The organism is Pseudomarimonas salicorniae (assembly GCF_023156535.1).
Lineage (GTDB): Bacteria > Pseudomonadota > Gammaproteobacteria > Xanthomonadales > Xanthomonadaceae > Pseudomarimonas > Pseudomarimonas salicorniae.
This window is the reverse complement of sequence record NZ_JALNMH010000014.1, coordinates 84,396-104,054: the sequence shown is the minus strand read 5'-3', so window position 1 is coordinate 104,054 and position 19,659 is coordinate 84,396. Positions and strand designations below refer to the sequence as shown.

Sequence of the window (19,659 nt, the reverse complement as noted above, 5' to 3'; positions counted from 1 at the left end):
AAGGGCTGCGCGCTGGTGTAGAACGGCCACGGGGAAAACCGGGAGCCCGCAGGTGGCCGCCGACGATTGCCGGATCCGGCTGGTCGAGTTCGACTTCGAGGCCAAGCAGGAACGCGAACTGCAGCTGGAAGAGGTCGCCGCAGCGGTCGGCGCCGGCCGCTTTGTCTGGATCGATGTACAGGCCGGCCGCGCCCAGGACGTCCGCGACCCGCTGCAGCGCATCGGCCTGATCAGTGACGCAGTGATCGAGGATGCACTGTCCGGCGACGCCCTGACCCGCCACGCACGCTATGACGACTACCTGCACGTCGTCGTGTCCGGCTGCCGTCCGAGCGGCGCCCGGGTCGAGCTGGAGCGGGTCGACATCGTCATCGGCGAGCGCTTCCTCGCCACCATCCACCGCGGACCGGTGCTGTTCCTGGAATCGGTGCGCCGCGACTACCACGCCGACTTCCTGCGCTTCGCCAGGAGCCCCAGCTTCCTGGTCTACGAGCTGTGGGACCACCTGCTCGAGAACTATCTCGAGGTGCAGCAGGAGATGGAGGAGCGGGTCGAGGCCATGCAGCAGGAACTGGGCCGGGGCAAGGTCGATGACGCGGTCTTCGCCCGTTTCTCCTCGCTGGGCTCGGACCTGCTGCACTTCCGCAAGGTACTGCTGCCGGCGCGTGCCGTGCTCAGCGAGCTGTCCACGCGCAAGTCGATCTTCATCAGCGAGGCGACCCAGGGCTTTCTTGGCAACATGGTCGGCACCGTCGAGCACCTGCTGCAGGACCTGATGGTGGATCGCGACATCCTCTCCGAGTCGCTGAACCTCTACATGCTGATGGTCAGCCACCGCACCAACCTGACCATGAAGCGACTGACCACGGTGAGCGTGGTGTTCCTGCCGCTGACCTTCCTGGTCGGTATCTACGGCATGAACTTCAGCAACATGCCCGAGCTGCAGTGGCGCTACGGATACCCGATCTTCTGGGCGGTCTGCGCGGTGATGGTGGTGCTCATCCTGGTCTTCATGCGCCGCTCGCGATTCTTCTGACCCGGACGCTTCCGCCGTCGTCGCTTGCCCTATAATCGGCGCCCTTGCCGAAGTGGCGGAACTGGTAGACGCAGCGGACTCAAAATCCGCCGATAGCGATATCGTGGGGGTTCGATTCCCCCCTTCGGCACCATACTTGTTCTTCCGGGCGCAGACGTGGTCGCGCTCAGGGACTTCCCCATCGCGATGCGCCCGACCCGGGTCTACCCTGAGGTTCTCCAGGATGACTCGGGGGTGCGCCATGGGGCTCAGGATTCTGCTGCTTACCGCCCTGCTCTGCTGCGCCGCGGGACCACTGGCGCAGGACAAGACCATCCGCCTCGCCTCGCTGGACTGGCCGCCGTACACCGGCAAGGACCTGCACGAAGGCGGCACCGCGACGGCCACCGTGCGCAAGGCCGTGGAGCGCGAAGGCTACCGGCTTGAGGTGAGCTTCCTGCCCTGGGAGGAGGCGGTGGAGGCTACCCGCGAGGGCAGGTTCGACGGCTACTTCCCGGAGTACTACTCGAAAGAGGTGCTCAAGGACTTCGACCTCTCGCGACCGATCGGTACCGGTCCGCTTGGCCTGGTCGAACACGTCTCGGCGCCGATCGAATGGTCCACGGTCGAGAATCTCTCCGTCCACACCATCGGCGTGGTCAGTGGCTATGTGAACACGGCGAAGTTCGACCAGCTGGTGGCGGCCGGAACCATCAAGACCGAAGCGTCGGCTACCGATCTCGAGAACATCCTCAAGGTCGCGCAGAAGAAGGTGCCCGCGGCGGTGGTCGATTCCCTGGTCCTGGACTATCTGGTGCGCACCGCGCCGGAGCTGCGCGGCAAGGGCGACCAGCTGAAGATGAATTCGAAGCTGCTCGAGGACAAGAAGCTGCACGTGGTCTTCGCCCGCACCCCCAGCGGCACCGAGGCGCGGCGGGTGATCAATACCGGACTGGCCGGGGGCGGCCAGTAGCGATCGGAAGCAGCGCGATGGGCGTTTCGGGCGCAGAGCGGACGTTCGCCACTGCCCCGGATCGGGCGGGCTCTTCGTAGGAGCGGACATGGCCGCGACCGCGGAGATTCGCTCCGGCCGCGGTCTGTGGTGAACACGCCACGCCGCGGTCGCGCCCAAGTGCGCTCCCACAGTCAGGCTTCGTTGGGCGTCAGCGAAGCCCCATAGGGTGCGTCCTGGAAGCACCGATACGGGCGTTCGGACGGTACGCCCGGTGCGGCCAGCCGCACCCTATGAATGTCTTCTTTATGAATGTCTGCTTTGCGCCCATCGTTCGCGTCCGCACGCCCGCGGCTTCGACCCAAGTCCTGACTTGCAGCGAAGCCCGACCGCAGGAGCGCACAGGTGCGGAACCGGAGCGCTGCGCGTTCACCGCGGATCACGACACGGGTCGCCGCCGGATCGCAGGCAACAAAAAACCCGCCTTTCGGGCGGGTTGTTTGTTGGCGTCCCCACGGGGATTCGAACCCCGGTCGCAACCGTGAAAGGGTTGTGTCCTAGGCCTCTAGACGATGGGGACGTCTTTCTTGGTGGAGCCAGCCGGGATCGAACCGGCGACCTCTACAATGCCATTGTAGCGCTCTCCCAGCTGAGCTATGGCCCCGCGAACTGGAAAGCGCGCATTGTAGGGAGCGTCCAAATCATCGTCAAGCGGTTTGAGCCGTCTTGTTGTCGAGAATCTCATCGGCACTGCCAAGGCGCAGGGTGAACGGCGAATGGCCCTGGTCGCCGAGGTACTCCAGCCACTTCGACAGGAACACGTTCATGCGCAGGCGGTGGCCGACGACCGTGCGCGCCGGCGCATCGAGGCCGAGCACATCCTGCCAGCGTTTGCCGGCGTAGCAATGGGTGACCTCGGCCATGCGCGCATCGCGATAGATGCGCAGGTGGGCAGACGGGTCCGGTTCGCCGGTCAGCGGATCGATCAGTCCGTAGGTCAGCTTGAGCTCGAGCGTGTACGGATGCCGCTCGATGATCTGCAGGTGAAGATCGAGACCGTCGTCGATGCTCGAAACCAGATAGTCGCCGACCTGCTCCGGGAGGCCGAACACCCGCTCCATGCGGAGGAAGTTCTCCGCGTAGAGACCCATCAGGAAGCCGAATCGGCTCATCCGGATCGCGCTGGTTTCCTCGCTGCTCATGGCCCGAGGATAGCACGCAGGTCCGTCGCGCAAAGTGCCGTCACAGCGGGGTTTTCCCGAGCTTGACGGGGCACCTTGCGGGCCTAGAACATGTCCCTTTCGATGCCCAGCGCGCTCATCAGCTTGCTGGCGATTTCCTCGATGGAAGTATGCGTTGTGGAGAGCATCGGAATGTTCTCCTGGCGAAACAGCCGCTCGGCCACCTGGACCTCGAAGCGGCACTGCTCGATCGTCGCATAACGACTGTTCGGCCGGCGCGCCTCGCGCACCTGCCTGAGCCGCTCCGGATCGATGGTGAGTCCGAACAGCTTGCGCCGATGCGCGCGCAGCTTGCGCGGCAACTCGGCCGCGTCGAGATCGTCGTCGGTCAGGGGATAGTTGGCGGCACGGATGCCGAAATGCAGGGCGAGATACAGGCAGGTCGGCGTCTTGCCCGAGCGCGACACACCGACCAGGATGACCTCGGCGTCGTTGTAGTCGAGGTCGACACCATCGTCGTGGCTGAGCGCATAGTTGGTCGCATTGATGCGCGCCTCGTACTCGGCCATGTTGACCAGACCGTGGGCCTGGCCGACGCGCGGTTGGCGCGGCACGCCCAGCTCGTTCTGCAGCGGCTCGATGAAGGGGGCGAAGACGTCGAGGATCAGCGCGCCGCTGCTGGCGATGATGGCGCCGAGGTCGGGCTCGATCACCGTATTGATGACGATGGCGCGCTCGCCGGTCTGCTCGTGGATCCGCTGGATGCGCTCGGCGGCCTCCCTCGCCTTGTCCTCGTTGTCGACGAAGGACAGGCGCTGGGTGATGAAGGACACGCCGGAGAACTGGGTCAGCACGCTGTGGCCGATGGTCTCCGCTGTGATGCCCGTGCCGTCCGATACGAAGAACACCCGTCGCGCCGAATCGTTCATGCCCACTCCTTTGAAGTCCCGGCGCCGAGTCTGAACGCAAAGCTGGCCGCTGCCCAGCCCGCGCGGACCTGCTGCACCGCGGCATTCCAAGGAAAATCAAGCTTGTATGCGGGGTCAATGGGCCGCAAAATTGCGCTTTCGCCGACCGCGGCCGGCCCTGCCCGCTGTCCGTCGACCCTCAGCTCCCCTGCTTCGGAGTGGATCCGTGACCGCCAACATCCTCTGGCTCGACAGCCTGCGCCTAACCGATCTCGCCCAGGTGGGCGGCAAGAACTCCTCGCTGGGGGAGATGATCGGCCACCTTGCCGGACTGGGGGTGTCGGTGCCGGGCGGCTTCGCCACGACCGCCGATGCCTTCCGCGCCTTCATCGCCCACAACGACCTGCACGACCGCATCTATGGGCGACTGAAGGGGCTCGACGTCGAGGACGTGGACGCCCTGGTGGCCGCAGGCACCGAGATCCGCGGCTGGGTGATCGAAGCCCCGCTGCAGCCCGAACTGGACGCCGACATCCGCAGCGCCTATGCCCGCCTTTGCGAGCAGGCCGGTGCGGCCGACATCGCCGTCGCGGTGCGCTCCTCGGCCACTGCCGAAGACCTGCCCGATGCCAGCTTCGCCGGCCAGCAGGAGACCTTCCTCAATGTCTGCGGCGCTGACGACGTCGTGCACAAGACCAAGGAAGTGTTCGCCTCGCTGTACAACGACCGCGCCATCGCCTATCGCGTGCACCACGGCTTCAAGCATGAAGACGTGTTTCTCTCGGCCGGGGTGCAGCTGATGGTGCGCTCCGACGTCGGCGCCTCGGGCGTGCTGTTCACGCTCGACACCGAGTCGGGCTTCCGCGACGCAGTTTTCATCACTTCCAGCTACGGCCTGGGCGAGAACGTGGTCCAGGGCGCGGTGAACCCCGACGAGTTCTACGCCTACAAGCCGAACCTGGTTGCCGGCCGGCCAGCGATCCTGCGCCGCCAGCTCGGCAGCAAGCTGATCCGAATGGTCTATTCCGACCGGCCCGGCGAGCGCGTGCGCAACGAGGACACCCCGGTCGAGCTGCAGCAGCGCTTCTCGATCAGTGACGCCGATGTCGAAGAGCTGGCCCGCCAGGCGCTGACCATCGAAAAGCACTACGGTCGCCCGATGGATGTGGAATGGGCGAAGGACGGCATCACCGGAAAGATCTACATCGTCCAGGCGCGTCCGGAGACGGTTCGCTCGCGCTCGCACGCCACGCAGATCGAACGCTTCCACCTCGTCGAGCGTGGCGAGGTGCTCATCGAGGGCCGCGCCATCGGCAACAAGATCGGTTCGGGCGTGGCCCGGGTGATCCGCAGCGTCTCGGAGATGAACCAGGTGCAGCCCGGCGACGTGCTGGTGGCCGACATGACCGACCCGGACTGGGAGCCGGTGATGAAGCGCGCCGCCGCCATCATCACCAACCGCGGTGGACGCACCTGCCACGCGGCGATCATCGCCCGCGAACTGGGCGTGCCGGCGGTGGTCGGCTGCGGCAATGCGCTGGACAGCGTACGCGATGGTGACCAGGTCACCGTGTCCTGCGCCGAGGGTGACACCGGCTTCGTCTACGAGGGAACCCTACCCTTCGAACGCATCGTCACCGACCTCGGAAACATGCCGCCGGCGCCGCTGAAGGTGATGATGAACGTCGCCAACCCCGAGCGTGCGTTCGACTTCGCCATGCTGCCGAACGCGGGCGTTGGACTGGCCCGCCTCGAGATGATCATCAACAGCCACATCGGCGTGCACCCCAAGGCACTTCTCGAGTACTCGCGGCAGGACGCCGAGACCCGCCGGCGCATCGATGAGCGGATGGCGGGCTATGGCGATCCGGTGCAGTTCTACGTCGACCGTCTGGCCGAGGGCATCGCCACGCTGACCGCGGCCTTCGCGCCGAATCCGGTGATCGTCCGGCTCTCCGACTTCAAGTCCAACGAGTACGCCAATCTGATCGGCGGCCGCCGATACGAGCCTGAGGAGGAGAACCCGATGATCGGCTTCCGCGGCGCCAGCCGCTATGTCGATCCGGGCTTCGCCGACTGCTTCGCCCTGGAATGCCGGGCCATGAAGCGCGTGCGCGACGAGATGGGGCTGACCAATGCCTGGGTCATGATTCCCTTCGTACGCACGGTGGCCGAGGGGCGACGGGTGATCGAGGTGCTGGCCGAAAACGGACTCAAGCAGGGCGAGAACGGACTCAAGCTCATCATGATGTGCGAGCTGCCCTCCAACGCCCTGCAGGCAGACGCCTTCCTCGACCTCTTCGATGGCTTCTCGATCGGCTCCAACGACCTGACCCAGCTGACCCTTGGTCTCGACCGCGACTCGGCGATCGTCGCAGATCTGTTCGACGAGCGCGACCCGGCGGTCAAGGCCCTGCTGTCGATGGCGATCAGCGCGGCCAAGCGGCGCGGGAAGTACATCGGAATCTGCGGACAGGGCCCTTCCGACCACCCCGACCTTGCCGAGTGGCTGATGGACCAGGGCATCGAATCGGTATCGCTGAACCCGGATACCGTCGTCGACACCTGGTTGCGCCTGGCCAAACACAAGCGCGCCCACTGAGGCCGAGGTGCCCGGGGCCGCAAGGTCTCCGGGCGCTCGCCGGGTTCCGCGGCTAGCCGCCGCGGTGGTAGGGGTGGTTGGCGAGTATGCTCGCCGCCCGGTAGAGCTGTTCGGCCAGCACCACCCGCACCAGCGGATGCGGCAGGGTCAACGGGCCGAGCGACCAGGACTCGGCCGCCGCGCCCAGCACCGCCGGGGCGTGGCCTTCCGGCCCACCGATCAGGAAGGCAAGGTCCTGCCCCATGCCACGCCAGGCCTCCATGCGCAGGGCGAGCCGCTCGGAGCTGTGCCCGCGCCCGCCGCCATCCAGCACGATGATCCGGGCGCCCTTGCCGACCGCCGCCAGCACCCGTTCACCCTCGTCTTCCATCGCGCGCCGGGCGTCGCGACCCTTGCCGCGCGTGCCGGGGGTGACTTCGACCAGTTCAAGGGGCAGCCAGTGCGAGAGCCGCTTGACGTACTCGGCATAGCCCTCCTGCACCCAGGCGGGCATGCTCGTGCCAACGGCGATCAGGCGGGCCTTCAACTCAACGAAGCGCTAAGAGCCACAGCGCTCAGGCGTGTTTCTCGGCCGTCTCGTCCTCGGCTTCGGCATCGGCATCGCCGACAGTCCACAGGCGCTCGAGACCGTAGAACTCGCGGACCCTGGGAAGCATGACGTGGACAACCACATCGCCGAGATCGACCAGCACCCACTCGGCCTCGCGTTCGCCTTCGACGCCCAGGGGCGGCTGGCCGATATCCTTGGCCTGCTTGATCACTTCGTCGGCGATCGATTTGACGTGACGGCTGGAGGTGCCGGAGGCGACGACCATGAAGTCGGTGACGCCGGTCTTGCCGCGGACATCGATGATGCGGACGTCCTTGGCCTTGAGGTCATCCAGCGCCCGCTCGACGGAGGCCTGCAGGGCGGCGGTGGGCGCCAGCTTGCTGGCGGGCTTGGAACGGGCGGGCATTGCGCTGCGTGGTGTCAAATGGGCAGGTCCTCGAAGTCCTGGCGGGCCGTGGGCCGATCCCACGACATCGGCAACAGTATAGGCCCTGCCGGGCTCCTCCGCGGAGCGGGACGGGCTCTGGCCCGCCGCCGGGATGGCGCCGGGACGCTAGGGTGCATTGCAGGGGAGATCGATCTCGAACCGGGTGCCGGTGTCGGGGTGGGTGTCCATGCGCAGGCTGCCGCCGAGCTTCTCCCGGACCAGGTTGTGGACGATGTGCAGGCCAAGGCCGGTGCCCCCGCCGCCTCGCCGGGTGGTGAAGAAGGGTTCGAAGGCGCGCGCCGCGGTCGCCTCGCTCATGCCCCGGCCGTTGTCCGCATAGCGCAGGCGCAGCCGCCCCGGTTCCAGCACGCTGGCCTCGATGCGCATCTCCCCGGGGACCTCGCCCTGGAACGCATGGAGGAGGGAGTTCTGCACCAGATTGGTCAGCACCTGGCCAAGCGCACCGGGAAAACTGTCCATCTCCAGCTCCTCGTCGCAGTCGATGCGCAGGGTCACGGGGCGGTGCCGCCAGAGTGGCCGCAGGCTGGTGGTGAGATCGGCCAGGAACTGGGCGAGCACGAAGCGCCGCCTGCCGTCGGAACTGCGGTCCACTGACACCTGCTTGAAGCTCTGCACCAGGTCGGCAGCCCGCTCGATGTTGCGCTGGATCAGCTGGCTGCCCTCGGCGGTTGCATCGAGGAAGGCCTGGAAATCGCGCCGCGAAATGCCGCCTTCCTCCATCCGGCGGCGCATCTCGGCGATGGCCCCGGAAAGATGGCTGCTGGCGGTCAGGACCACGCCGAGCGGCGTATTGACCTCGTGGGCGACGCCGGCCACAAGCTGTCCGAGGGCCGAGAGCTTTTCCGAGCGGATCAGCTCGGTCTGGGTCGAGTGCAGCTCGGCCAGCGCCCGCTCGGCATCCAGCCGGGCCGTCTCCGCCGCCCGGGTCCGCTCGGCCACCCGGGTCTCCAGTTCGACCTGCCGCTGGCGAAGGTGCGTCACCCGTGCGCGATAGGCGAGCACGCCGGCGAGGAGCAGGATCAGGGCCGCGGCGATCCGCGCTGGCCAGGTCTGCCACCAGAACGGCATCACATGCACATTCAGCGAAGTGACCTCGCTCATCTCGCCGCTGCGCCTGACAGCCTGCAGCCGAAGGATGTAGTGACCCGGCGGCAGATTGCCGTAGGCGACCATTCCACGCGCGCCGTCGACCTGCTGCCAGTCGGGATCGAAGCCCTCGAGCAAAACCCGATAGTGCATGTGCGAGGGGCGCAGGAGCTCCGGGCTCGCGAAGCGGAAGATCAGGCTGCGTCCGGCGCCGGCTTGCAGGGACCACGAGTCGAGGTAGGCCGGCGCCTTCTGCAGACCACCGCTGCCGCCCCCGTCGACACGCAGCGGGCGACCGTCGACCTCGATCGCAGTGAGCAAGGGACGCCGGGCGGGTCGTCGATCCGGACCGTCGCCAGGCTCGAGCAGCGTATAGCCGTCCTTGCTGCCTGCGGCGAACAGGCGCCCGCCCAGATCGGCCCCGGCCGAGTAGTAATAACCTCGACCCAACGCGCCATCGCTGCGATCGAAATTGACCACCTCCTCCGACCGCGGCGCGAACCGGCTGATCCCGCGGTCGGTGGCCAGCCACAGGTATCCCTTGGCGTCTGACAGCCCGAGATTGACCCCCGCGTTGGCCAGTCTGGGCGGCGCGAGGATGAGCGGGAAGCGGGCCGCCTCGGGCGATTGCCCCGGGCTCCACAGCATGCGCGCCAGGCCCGCGCCATAAAGCGTCACCCACAGCCTGCCCTCGGCATCCTGCAGCACGCTGCTCGGGCGTCCGGCGATGCTCTGCTGCGCGGCGTCGCCCGACGGGTCGACCGGGGTGAGATGGCGATGTTCTCGGCCGTCTCGGGAGAACCAGTGCAGGCCGTTGCTGGCCGACACCACGACCAGATCGTCACCGACCGGCTGGATATGGTGGATGGTCGCCGGCAGCGCATGGTCCTCACGGATGTCGAAGGTCCGGGCGTCGAGCACGGCCAGCCCCCGCGACTCGGCATACAGCCACAGGGCGTCGTCGATCTGGCGCAACCTGCGGATGCGTGCGCCGCGCAGGGCGTCGATCGTGAGCGCCTGCCAGGTCCCGTTCTCCCGGTTGAACTGCATCAGTCCGGAAGCGCTACCCACCAGGATTCGATCCGCCGTCACATGCAGCGAATAGGCGCTGATCGATTCGCTGCCGGGAATCAGCCGGGGCCGTAGACCGCTGCCGTCGGTCCGATACACACCGTCCATCGTCCCCAGCCAGAATGCGCCCTCGGATTCGACCAGGGCGAGAACGGCCGGATGGCGCAGGGCCTCGCTGCCGGGGGTGTACGGCGTCATGCTCAGCATCCGCGAGCGCTCGGGATGCAGACCACTGGCACCGCCGTCCCAGGTGCCGAGCCAGATACCCTCGCCGTCGGTGCTCAGCAGCGAGCGGACGCGGCCCCGGCCCACACTGCCCGCATCGAGCGGGCGGTGCTCGTGGACGTGGATGTCCCCGGGAGCCCAGTCATCGCGCACTACTTCCAGGGCGATCGCCGTGCTCTCCGTCCCGATCCACAGCCAACCCTCCTCTGTTTCCGCCAGCGCGTAGCTGCGCGTTCCGGCCAGCGCAGGGGGGCTTCTGACCGACTCCGCCTGCGGGTCGTACAGGCTGACCCCTCCGACATCGCCGGCCATCCACAATCTGCCGCGAGAATCCTGCAGCAGGTCGTTGACCACTTCGTCGAAAGCCCTCAGCGTCCCGGGCGTCGCTTCGGTGCTGCCGGTCCGGGGGTCGAAGAGATGCACGCCGCTGCCGTAGGCCAGCCAGAGGCGGCCCGAACCATCGGGTTCGATGGCACGCACCCGGGGGTCCTCCGCGGGGGCGAACAGCAGTGCCCCTTCCGCGACAAGGTCTGCGCCCTCCATGGCGCGCCAGCGCTCAAGCCCGGCGCTGCTGCCTGTCCAGACCTCGCCGTCGCGGGCCAAGGCCAGGTCATAGACATGCCGGTCGGAGGGCAGATCCAGGTCGGCCGGCAGGAAGGTCTCGGTGGTGGCGTCGTGCACAAACAACCCGGCGCTGGTTCCCACCCAGAGTCGGCCGCCAGCGTCGACCAGCAGGCTCGAGATCCAGTTAGAACCGATCGAGCCCGGCCTGCCATCGGTGCGGAACACCCGCATCTCCCGGCCGTCCCAGCGATTGAGCCCGTCCTGGGTGCCGATCCAGAGATAACCTCGCGGATCCTGGGCCAGGGACAGCGCGGAGTCCTGACTCAGCCCGAGCGAGGAGTCGACACGCACAAAGCGGGAGCCCAGCGGATCCGGTGGCTGGGGTAGCGGCTCCTGGGCCCAGCTCGCCCCCAGCCCAGACAGCAGTGCAAGGCACGGCAACGCAAGGCGCAAGCGGCCCACTACATCACCGATTGACCTTCGACCGCGCCCGCCGCGCCCCATCCGTTCTGCTGACCCCGCATGCTGGAGCCTTCGATCATAGCCTCGCGAGCCGACCGATTGGCATCGGGCTGCGCCTGTGTCCTGCCTCGTGTCTGCGCGATCGGCGACCGACGCCAGCGGCGCACGCAGCCGCCTCACGTCTCAATCGCTGCCCGATCGATACAGACCGTGTTCGCGGATATAGGCCAGCACCGCCGGATCAAGCAGGCCGACCTCGTCCGTCCCGCCTTCTCGAAGCGCGCCGCGGACGGCGGTCGCGCTGTGCTCCATCAGTGGACCTGTGTGTTGCAGAAACCGTCCGGCAGCGCAGCCGAGCAAGGACGCCACGTCCTGCGCCGACTGCCAGCCAAGGCGCTCGGGAAGCAATGGATCGAAGCGGGCGCCGGGACGGGCCAGCACCAGCAGATGCACCAGGCCCGGCAGTTCGCGCGCCCCATGCCAGCTGCCAAGGCCCGCGGCGGCATCCGCGCCCAGCACCAGCAGCACGGGCGTGTCCTCGCCACACTCGTCGCGATACTCGCGCGCAGTGAGCAGGCTGTAGCTGGGTCCCGGCCGACGCAGCTCGCGTGGGTCGATGCGCAGCCGCGGATCGCCCGCGCAAGCAAGCGCCAGCATGCGCAGGCGGTGCTCGGCCGACGCACCGGGCGCCTCGCGATGCGGCGGATCACCGGCCGGCAACAGGATCAGACTGTCCGCCCGGCACAGGGCCAGCGCCTCGCGGGCCATGGCGAGATGGGCCGGATGGACCGGATCGAAGGTGCCGCCGAACAGGAGCACGGGCGCGTCCCGGCTCACCGGCTCAGGCGCCCGGATGGGCGAGCGGGATCAAGAGAGCAGAATCTGGGCACGGCGCTCGGACAGCGCGGCGAGGACGCGTTCGATCAGCAACCACGGGTCATGTGCCGAGCGCCCCTTGCTCGCGCGATCCAGCTCGGCGCAGGCGGCGAGCAGCCTCTGGCAGCCGCGCAGACCCAGCCGCGACAGGGCCTTCCGATAGAGCGGCTGGCGGCTGTCCCAGACCCGGGCCGCCTGCATCGCCGCCGCCACGTTGCCGCCAGCCGCCTCGACCTCGGCCAGCTGGTTGAGCAGCTGGACCTGGCCGGCCACCCAGTTCATCAACGGCACGATCGCTTCGCCCTCACCCTGCAGCCCGCGCAGCATGCGCAGCGCTCGCGGTGCGTCGCCGCGCAGGGCGGCCTCGGTCATGCCAAAGACATCGAAGCGGGCGCTGTCGGCAACCAGGGATTGCATCGCCGCCGCATCCAGCCGCTGACCCTTGGCGAGCAGGGCCAGCTTGTCGACCTCCTGGGCGGCGGCCAGCAGGTTGCCCTCGACGCGCTCGACCAGCACGGCGACGGCGTCGGGCTCGGCCTGCACGCCACGCGACTTCAGCCGGCGCGCGACCCAGTTCGGCAATTCGCCGGGCTTGAGCGGCCAGATCGGCACGAACACGCCGACCTTCTCCACGCTGCGCACCCAGGCGCCTTCGTGCTGCTTGCTCCAGTCTTCGGCGCTGATCAGCAGACACAGGTCGGGAGGCGGATTGCTGCAGTACTCACTGATCGCCTGGGCGCCTTCCTTGCCCGGCTTGCCGGTGGGCAGGCGGACATCCAGCAGCCGGCGCGAGGCGAACAGCGACAGGGCCGAGGCCGCCGCGGATAGCTGGCCCCAGTCGAAACGGTTGTCGGTTTCGAACACTTCGCGTTCGGAAAAGCCCTGTGATCTCGCCGCGGCACGGATCGCGTCGGCGGCCTCCAGCCGCAGCAAGGCCTCGCTGCCGGCGAGCAGATAGACCGGCGCCAGCGCCCCGCCCTGCTCCAGTTGACGTTCCAGCTGGGCCAGCCCGGTGGGCATGCTCTGCTCCCGCGCCCTCAGCCGCGCAGGACGGCGTCGACCCGCCGCAGGATCGCCTCGCCCATGGCGCGTTCGAGGTCCTCGCGGAGCACCTCCTCCTCGCCGGGCGAGCCCAGCGCGTCGGCCGTGTCGAAGCGGTACTCACGCTCAAGCTCCAGAGACTGCCGCGGCAGGATGGCACGCCCGGCCCCGTCCAGTAGCTCGATCTCGGCGGTGTACTGCAGCAGATACTCCTGCACCCGACCACCGATGCCGATCGACAGCGGCTTCTGCTCGATGCGCGCGTTGAGCACGCGGAGCACCGCCGGAGAGCCGGCAGCGGTGCTGGCGCCGGCGCGCTGCAGGGCCTGTTCCAGGCGGCGCTGGAGCGGGCCGTAGGGGTCGCCGGTTTCGACCCGGATCGCGTCGAGACCGGCCGGCAAGGCGAGCTCCTGGCGCAGCTGGAAGCCACAGGCGGCCAGCGCCATGCACAGCAGCAGCAACACCAGGAGGCGCATCAGGCCGCCACCACGTTGACGATCTTGCCCGGCACCACGATCACCTTGCGGACGGTCAGCCCTTCGGTGAACTTCTGCACCATCGGCTCGCCCAGTGCCTGCTTCTCGATGGCATCGCGCGGCGCGTCCACGGCGACCTCGATCTGCGCGCGCAGCTTGCCGTTGACCTGCACGGCCAGGGTCACCGCATCGCGTTTGAGCGCCTCGGGGTCCGCCTTCGGGAAAGGAATCGACTCCAGCAGCACTTCGGCATTGCCCAAGGCCTGCCACAACGCATGGCAGGTATGCGGCACGATGGGATTGAGCAGCAGGGCAATCGCGGTCCAGGCCTCGTGGGCCACCGCCCTGCCCTGCTCGCTGGCATCGTCGCCGGCCTTGACCAGGGCATTGACCAGCTCCATCACCGCGGCGATCGCGGTATTGAAGGTGTAGCGGCGGGCGTAGTCGTCGCCAACCTTCTCGATCGTCTCGTGCAGCTTGCGTCGCAGGACCTTCTGCTCGGGGCTGAGGGCCGCCGCATCCAGCGCCGCGACCGCGCCGCCGGCGACGTGACGCTGCACCTGGTTCCACAGCCGTCGCAGGAAGCGCGCCATGCCTTCGACGCCAGCCTCGCTCCAGTCGAGGCTCTGCTCGGGCGGCGCGGCGAACATCGAGAACAGGCGCACGGTGTCGGCGCCGTACCGGTCCACCATCTGCTGGGGGTCGACGCCGTTGTTCTTCGACTTCGACATCTTCTCGACGCCGCCGACCTGCACCAGCTGGCCATCGGCAGCATGCTTGGCGCCGACCACGCGGCCCTTCTCGTCGCGTTCGATATCGACGTCGGCGGGGTTGATCCAGTCCTTGGAGCCGTCGGCGTTCTCGCGGTAGAAGGTCTCGGCGATCACCATGCCCTGGCACAGCAGATTCGTCGCCGGCTCGCTGGCATGGATGAAGCCGGTGTCGCGCAGCAGCTTGTTGTAGAAGCGGAAATACAGCAGGTGCAGGATGGCGTGCTCGATGCCACCGATGTACTGGTCGACCGGCAGCCAGTAGTTGGCGCGCTCGTCGACCATGTCGGCTGCGCCCGGCGAGGTGTAGCGGGCGTAGTACCAGGACGACTCCATGAAGGTGTCGAAGGTGTCGGTCTCGCGCTCGGCGGGTCCGCCACACTTGGGGCAGGAGGTCTTGCGCCACTCCGGATCCGCCTTGATCGGCGAGATGACCGTGCCCTTGGCGAAGGCATCGGCGACGTCCTCGGGCAGCACCACGGGCAGCTGGTCTTCCGGAACCGGGACGTCGCCGCAGCTCGGGCACAGCACCATCGGGATCGGGCAGCCCCAGTAGCGCTGCCGCGAAACGCCCCAGTCGCGCAGGCGGTAGTTGATCCGGCGCTCGGCCTTGTCGCCGAGCAGCTCGGCGATCTTGTCGAACGCGCCACGATAATCAAGGCCGTCGATGGCACCCGAGTTGACGGTGCGCATCGCCGGGTGGGTCTTGTCGCTGTACCAGTCGTTCCACTGCGTGGCGTCGTAGGTCTCGCCTTCGATGGCGATCACCTGCCTGATCGGCAGGCCGTACTTGGTGGCGAACTCGAAGTCGCGCTCGTCGTGCCCCGGAACCGCCATGACGGCGCCGGTGCCGTAGCCCATCAGCACGAAGTTGGCGACCCAGATCGGCACGCGCTCGCCGCTGACCGGGTGCAGGGCGTAGATCCCGGTCGCCATGCCGCGCTTTTCCTGGGTTTCCAGCTCGGCCTCGGAGACGCCGCCGCGTCGGCAGTCGGCGATGAAGGCCGCCAGCTCGGCGCTGTTTCCGGCGGCACGCTGGGCCAGCGGGTGCTCGGCGGCGACCGCCATGTAGGTCACGCCCATCAGCGTGTCGGGCCGCGTGGTGAAGACGCGCACCACCTCCTCGCTGTTCTCGACCTGGAAATCGATCTCGAGGCCTTCCGAGCGGCCGATCCAGTTGCGCTGCATGGTCTTGACCGAGTCCGGCCAGCCATCCAGCCGATCCAGCTCGTCGAGCAGTTCCTGCGCGTAGGCCGTGATCTTCAGGAACCACTGCGGGATCTCGCGCTTCTCGACCAGGGCGCCGGAGCGCCAGCCGCGACCGTCGACCACCTGCTCGTTGGCCAGCACGGTCTGGTCGACCGGATCCCAGTTCACCACCGCGTTCTTGCGATAGACCAGCCCCTTCTCGAACAGGCGCACGAACATGCGCTGCTCGTGCTGGTAGTAGTCGGGCCTGCACGTGGCGAACTCCCTGGTCCAGTCAAGGGCGTAACCCAGAGACTTCAGCTGGGATTTCATGTGCTGGATGTTGGCGTAGGTCCACTTCGCCGGGGCGGTCTTGTTCTTGATCGCGGCGTTCTCGGCCGGCAGGCCGAAGGCGTCCCAGCCCATCGGCTGCAGCACGTTGTAGCCGAGCATGCGCCGGTGGCGGCTGATGACGTCGCCGATGGTGTAGTTGCGCACATGACCCATATGCAGCGAGCCGGACGGGTACGGCAGCATCGCCAGGCAGTAGTACTTCGGCCGCGAGGTGTCCTCGACGACCTCGAAGGCGCGCTGCTGCTCCCAGAACTGCTGGGCGCGGGATTCGATGGCTGAGGGCTCGTAGCTGTCTTGCATGGGCGCTTGGCGGCCTGGTCGGCGGATTCGGGAAAGACCGCGCAGGGTATCGCAGTGCAGCATGGGGCGGAAGCAGCGCGCAGTGCCTGCAGCAGGCTATCGTGGCAGGCCACTCCCAGCGAGCCGATCGCCCATGGCCGAAGCCTCCGCAGAGCCGAGCAAGCCGGCCAAGCCCCGCCTCCCCCCGTTCCGCGTGTTGTCGCTGGCCGGCGGAGGGTTCCTGGGCCTGTATACCGCCACCGTACTGGCCGAACTGGAGGCATGGAACGGAGCGCCGCTGGGTCGCCGCTTCGACCTCATTGCTGGCACCTCGGTCGGCGGCATCCTCGCCCTGGCGCTGGCCTTCGAGATCCCCATGGCCAACGTGGTGCAGATATTCATCCAGCGAGGCCAGCAGATCTTCTCCTCGCGCGGCCTGCCGGCCAGCCGGATGGGCCGCCTGTTCGACCTGACCCGCCAGGTGATGGGTCCGAAATACACTGGCAATGCGCTGCACAAGGCGCTTCGGGCCGAACTGGGTGAGCGGACCCTGGCCGATGCGGTCCGCCCGGTGGTCATCCCGGCGGTCGACGTCAGCCGCAGTCTGACCAAGGTATTCAAGACACCCCACGCCCACGGCTCGCGAGGCGATGCCCACCTGCGGGCCATGGATGTGGCCATGGCCACCTCGGCCGCGCCCGCATTCTTTCCTTCCGTGAAGATCGAGGGCCGGCTGTATGCCGACGGTGGGCTGTTTGCCGTGGCTCCGGACCAGGTGGCCCTTCACGAGGCCGAGCATTTCCTCGGCATCGTCCCGCGGCAGGTACGGATGCTCTCGATCGGCACCGCCACTGCTGGTTATCAACCAGAGACCGAGGTGGAAGCCAGCGACGGCGCGGTGGGCTGGCTGGACGAGGGGCGGCTGTTGCTGACCCTGATCTCGGTCCAGCAGCAGCACGTTCAGGCGATGATGGAAGACCGCCTCGGCAAGCGCTACTTGCGCCTCGATGCGCCCTGGCCGCGTGGCAAGGGACTCGGCATCGACATCGCCACCCCCGCCGCCGCCGAACTGCTCGCTGACCTCGCCCGGAAGTCCCTGCGGTCCATGCCGCTCGATGCGCTGCGTCGCTACTTCCGGCTGGCGCCGCCCGGCGAATGAGACCTGGCGGCGCGCTCCCAACACGCTGCACGCATGTGCGAAACAGCTTTAGATATACTTCCTAAATATATGTTTTTTAGGCATCTTATCAGCCACCCTGCCCCATCAAGCGGCGCTTTACCCACCGTCTCAGGATCTGAGCCGGGCACGCGGAATGCTTCGCCCCGGTCCACGCCCCGGTCCCTTCCCGGCGCGGTGGTCCTGTCACCCTCGCTCGCCACCCTGGCCCGAGCCCGGCCCCGCCCGGTTCGGCCGGGTGGCATTTTTTTGGCGCGCGCCGATGCCCGAGTCGATGGGTTGATGGCGAGCAGCCCGGGCGGAACAGGGAGCCCCGCGTTCCACGCGGGTCGGCTCCCGCAACGTCTCCCCCTGCCCGCCAAGGCGAAGGAAGGGCGCAAAGAAGACATCCATAGGGTGCGGCTGGCCGCACCGGGCGTACCCTCCGAACGCCCGTATCGGTGCGCCAAGGCACGCTCTATGGGCCTTCGCTGACGCCCAACGAAGCCCCATAGGGTGCGGCTGGCCGCACCGACGTACCGTCCGAAGGCCCATTGGGTGCTCCAAGGCACACCCAATGTGGCTTCGCTGACGCCCGACGAATCCCGACTGTGGGAGCGCCCTTGGGCGCGACCGCGGGGTTCCGCTCTGGCCGAGGTCTGGGGTGAATCCGATACGCCGCGGTCGCGCCCAAGGGCACTCCCACAGGAAACCGGCCCACTTGATGGACCGGGGCGAAGGCGCACTCCGCGCCCGAAACGAACACGCCCGAACGGAGTGCAGCTTCCTCACCAGGTGTAACGAATGGTGTAGCGCAGCTTGACCTCGCCGTCGGCGGGGATCTTCAGCGGGAAGTCGAAGGTCTGGGCGTCGCGTTTGTCGGAGGGGTGACTCTGCGACTTCAGGGTCCACTGGCTCCAGCGGTAGGCATACTCGCGGACGCGGACCTCGACCGGCTCCTCCTTGCGGTTGCGCACGCTGACCTCGAAGCTCTCCTCCAGCCAGCGGGCTTCGGTGTCGACCCGGAAATCGACCTGACGACGCTCGCCGACCACGTCGAAGGCCTTGCCCAGCTTCAGGCTGAGCTTCTCGTTGCGCGGGGTGTGCCCGATCATGTCCTCGCCGATGAACTCGAGGCTGCCATCGCTGCCGCTGGCCTGGTTGACCCGCACCCGTCCGGCGGGCAGGGCCATGCCGAGCCCGTTGTCCTCGCGGTTCTCGAACTCGATGAAGGCACCGACCTCGCCCTGGCTGGTGGCGGCATAGCCCTGGTCGAGTTGCGGGCCGCCGTAGTAGGCGTTCATCTGCGGCGCCGCGGTGAACACCAGCTGCTTGCTGCAGCGCACGCCGCGGGCGGTGGGGAACAGCTCGATCTGCTTGGTGGCGTTGTCCGGCAGATCGGTACGCCGACCCAGGGTGTAGAGGTGGTACTCGAACAGGCCGGATTCGGTGAAGCCCTCGTCGGCCATGGCGTCCATGGCCACCATCTCGCGGCGGGCCATCATCGCCGGCGGCGCCGGCACCGGGGCGCGGTTGACCTCACCCGCCACCAGCTTGAGGCGGGCGTTCGGAAAGCTGCCGCCGGACTGGTTGACCAGGGTGACCCAGGCGCCGAGGTCCATCCGGCAGCCCTGCGTCTCGTCGAGGGTGACGTTGTAGTCGGACCACCAGGTGAGCCCGTTGGCCTGGTAGGCCACCTGCACTTCGTGCTCGCCGCCGCGCCGGGCATCGAGCGTCCAGACCAGGGTCGGGCGGGTGATCAGGCCGCCGGGCAGGGAGGGAAAACGCACCCCGCTCCAGCTGTTGAGGGTGGCGATCTCACCGCCCGGCAGAGCCAGGGTCAGGCCGCCGTCGGCCGAGAGCAGGGTTCCGCTGATCCGCTCGTGGCCGTCGCCAACCGGCTGGTCGACGCTGATGGTCTCGCCGATGAAACGCTGCAGCAGCCTGGCACTGCTGACCAGGTCGTACTGGTAGGCCTGCTCCACCACCCGGGTGCCCTCGGGATCGGTCTTTGATGCAAAGCTCACCGTGGTCGGATCGATGCGCGCCGCCACATCGGTGAATCGCAGGGTTGAGGCGCCGCGCTCAAGGCGCATGCTCCGGGCATCGCGAACCAGGGCGTAGCCCGGCAGGCGGTCGCCGTACTGGGCCAGCCGCTCGGTGTCGATCTGTCCGGGCTGGGCGCTGGAATAGACGGTGAGGCTGTAGTCGGCCTCGGCCTGTGCGGCCAGGGGCGCGACAATGGCGAGGGCAAGCAGCGTTCGGCGCATGGAGTCGGTCCTCATGGAATGGGGTGCCGCAGTGCTTCGGCATCCTATCCAACGCAGCTGAACGCGAAGCGGGGTTTAACCCGGACATTTCACGAGGTCGCCATGAATCGCCCCGCACTGGGCCTTTGGTCGGGGATTCCCTGAAGCGCCGCTTTGGACACATCGCGCCGAAGCGATTCATGGCT

Annotated in this window: 14 protein-coding genes and 3 tRNA genes; 5 read left to right on the top strand and 12 right to left on the bottom strand. The window is 67.8% G+C overall.

The window, feature by feature from the left end:
* The first annotated feature begins 52 nt into the window (after nucleotides 1-52).
* The 3 genes from M0G41_RS16140 (at nucleotide 53) to M0G41_RS16130 (ending at nucleotide 1,988) form a co-directional block, all read left to right on the top strand.
* Complete coding sequence (locus M0G41_RS16140) at nucleotides 53-1,036, top strand: magnesium transporter CorA family protein (RefSeq protein WP_248210975.1); 984 nt, start codon at nucleotides 53-55, stop codon at nucleotides 1,034-1,036.
* 46 nt (nucleotides 1,037-1,082) lie between these two features.
* Nucleotides 1,083-1,169, top strand: a tRNA-Leu gene (locus tag M0G41_RS16135).
* Nucleotides 1,170-1,277: 108 nt separating this feature from the next.
* Nucleotides 1,278-1,988 carry a substrate-binding periplasmic protein gene (locus tag M0G41_RS16130; protein WP_248210974.1) on the top strand — a complete coding sequence of 237 codons (711 nt, stop codon included), beginning with the start codon at nucleotides 1,278-1,280 and terminating at the stop codon, nucleotides 1,986-1,988.
* 483 nt (nucleotides 1,989-2,471) lie between these two features.
* Here M0G41_RS16130 and M0G41_RS16125 read toward each other — a convergent pair.
* The 4 genes from M0G41_RS16125 to ppsR form a co-directional block, all read right to left on the bottom strand.
* Nucleotides 2,472-2,547, bottom strand: a tRNA-Glu gene (locus M0G41_RS16125).
* 8 nt (nucleotides 2,548-2,555) lie between these two features.
* Nucleotides 2,556-2,631: transfer RNA gene (locus tag M0G41_RS16120), tRNA-Ala, on the bottom strand.
* Nucleotides 2,632-2,674: 43 nt separating this feature from the next.
* Nucleotides 2,675-3,169, bottom strand: a complete 495-nt coding sequence (locus M0G41_RS16115) for a DUF1249 domain-containing protein (RefSeq protein WP_248210973.1) — start codon at nucleotides 3,167-3,169, stop codon at nucleotides 2,675-2,677.
* 83 nt (nucleotides 3,170-3,252) lie between these two features.
* Nucleotides 3,253-4,077: a posphoenolpyruvate synthetase regulatory kinase/phosphorylase PpsR gene (ppsR, locus tag M0G41_RS16110; RefSeq protein ID WP_248210972.1), complete on the bottom strand. Its 825-nt coding sequence runs from the start codon at nucleotides 4,075-4,077 to the stop codon at nucleotides 3,253-3,255.
* Between the two features lie 205 nt (nucleotides 4,078-4,282).
* Between ppsR and ppsA the strand changes: the two genes are divergently transcribed.
* Nucleotides 4,283-6,658, top strand: coding sequence for a phosphoenolpyruvate synthase (ppsA, locus tag M0G41_RS16105; protein WP_248210971.1), 2,376 nt, complete (start codon nucleotides 4,283-4,285; stop codon nucleotides 6,656-6,658).
* A gap of 52 nt (nucleotides 6,659-6,710) precedes the next feature.
* Here ppsA and rlmH read toward each other — a convergent pair whose 3' ends face one another.
* The 7 genes from rlmH to leuS form a co-directional block, all read right to left on the bottom strand.
* Nucleotides 6,711-7,184: a 23S rRNA (pseudouridine(1915)-N(3))-methyltransferase RlmH gene (gene rlmH / locus M0G41_RS16100; RefSeq protein ID WP_248210969.1), complete on the bottom strand. Its 474-nt coding sequence runs from the start codon at nucleotides 7,182-7,184 to the stop codon at nucleotides 6,711-6,713.
* A gap of 28 nt (nucleotides 7,185-7,212) precedes the next feature.
* The gene (gene rsfS, locus M0G41_RS16095) at nucleotides 7,213-7,614 is read right to left on the bottom strand and encodes a ribosome silencing factor (RefSeq protein WP_248210968.1); all 402 of its coding nucleotides are present in this window, start codon (nucleotides 7,612-7,614) and stop codon (nucleotides 7,213-7,215) included.
* A 147-nt stretch (nucleotides 7,615-7,761) separates the two neighbouring features.
* Nucleotides 7,762-10,953 (bottom strand): two-component regulator propeller domain-containing protein, encoded by a 3,192-nt coding sequence (locus M0G41_RS16090; RefSeq protein WP_248210965.1) that lies wholly within the window; start codon nucleotides 10,951-10,953, stop codon nucleotides 7,762-7,764.
* A 294-nt stretch (nucleotides 10,954-11,247) separates the two neighbouring features.
* The gene (nadD, locus tag M0G41_RS16085) at nucleotides 11,248-11,883 is read right to left on the bottom strand and encodes a nicotinate-nucleotide adenylyltransferase (protein ID WP_248210964.1); all 636 of its coding nucleotides are present in this window, start codon (nucleotides 11,881-11,883) and stop codon (nucleotides 11,248-11,250) included.
* A gap of 48 nt (nucleotides 11,884-11,931) precedes the next feature.
* Nucleotides 11,932-12,960, bottom strand: coding sequence for a DNA polymerase III subunit delta (gene holA / locus M0G41_RS16080; protein WP_248210961.1), 1,029 nt, complete (start codon nucleotides 12,958-12,960; stop codon nucleotides 11,932-11,934).
* 17 nt (nucleotides 12,961-12,977) lie between these two features.
* Entirely contained in the window at nucleotides 12,978-13,457 is a 480-nt protein-coding gene (locus M0G41_RS16075; protein ID WP_248210959.1) for an LPS-assembly lipoprotein LptE, read from the bottom strand.
* Entirely contained in the window at nucleotides 13,457-16,069 is a 2,613-nt protein-coding gene (gene leuS / locus M0G41_RS16070) for a leucine--tRNA ligase (RefSeq protein ID WP_248210957.1), read from the bottom strand. The genes M0G41_RS16075 and leuS overlap by 1 nt, the downstream gene beginning before the upstream one ends.
* Nucleotides 16,070-16,202: 133 nt before the next feature.
* Between leuS and M0G41_RS16065 the strand changes: the two genes are divergently transcribed.
* Entirely contained in the window at nucleotides 16,203-17,207 is a 1,005-nt protein-coding gene (locus M0G41_RS16065; RefSeq protein ID WP_248210955.1) for a CBASS cGAMP-activated phospholipase, read from the top strand.
* Between the two features lie 785 nt (nucleotides 17,208-17,992).
* Here the strand turns inward: M0G41_RS16065 and M0G41_RS16060 are convergent.
* Complete coding sequence (locus M0G41_RS16060) at nucleotides 17,993-19,474, bottom strand: DUF4139 domain-containing protein (protein WP_248210954.1); 1,482 nt, start codon at nucleotides 19,472-19,474, stop codon at nucleotides 17,993-17,995.
* Between the last annotated feature and the right edge of the window lie 185 nt (nucleotides 19,475-19,659).

Excerpts from the sequence above, each read along its gene's own strand:
- M0G41_RS16130 (WP_248210974.1), top strand. The coding sequence starts at position 1,278 with ATGGGGCTCAGGATTCTGCTGCTTACCGCCCTGCTCTGCTGCGCCGCG.
- M0G41_RS16115 (WP_248210973.1), bottom strand. The coding sequence starts at position 3,169 with ATGAGCAGCGAGGAAACCAGCGCGATCCGGATGAGCCGATTCGGCTTC.
- ppsR (WP_248210972.1), bottom strand. The coding sequence starts at position 4,077 with ATGAACGATTCGGCGCGACGGGTGTTCTTCGTATCGGACGGCACGGGC.
- rsfS (WP_248210968.1), bottom strand. The coding sequence starts at position 7,614 with ATGCCCGCCCGTTCCAAGCCCGCCAGCAAGCTGGCGCCCACCGCCGCC.
- holA (WP_248210961.1), bottom strand. The coding sequence starts at position 12,960 with ATGCCCACCGGGCTGGCCCAGCTGGAACGTCAACTGGAGCAGGGCGGG.
- M0G41_RS16075 (WP_248210959.1), bottom strand. The coding sequence starts at position 13,457 with ATGCGCCTCCTGGTGTTGCTGCTGCTGTGCATGGCGCTGGCCGCCTGT.
- leuS (WP_248210957.1), bottom strand. The coding sequence starts at position 16,069 with ATGCAAGACAGCTACGAGCCCTCAGCCATCGAATCCCGCGCCCAGCAG.
- M0G41_RS16065 (WP_248210955.1), top strand. The coding sequence starts at position 16,203 with ATGGCCGAAGCCTCCGCAGAGCCGAGCAAGCCGGCCAAGCCCCGCCTC.
- M0G41_RS16060 (WP_248210954.1), bottom strand. The coding sequence starts at position 19,474 with ATGCGCCGAACGCTGCTTGCCCTCGCCATTGTCGCGCCCCTGGCCGCA.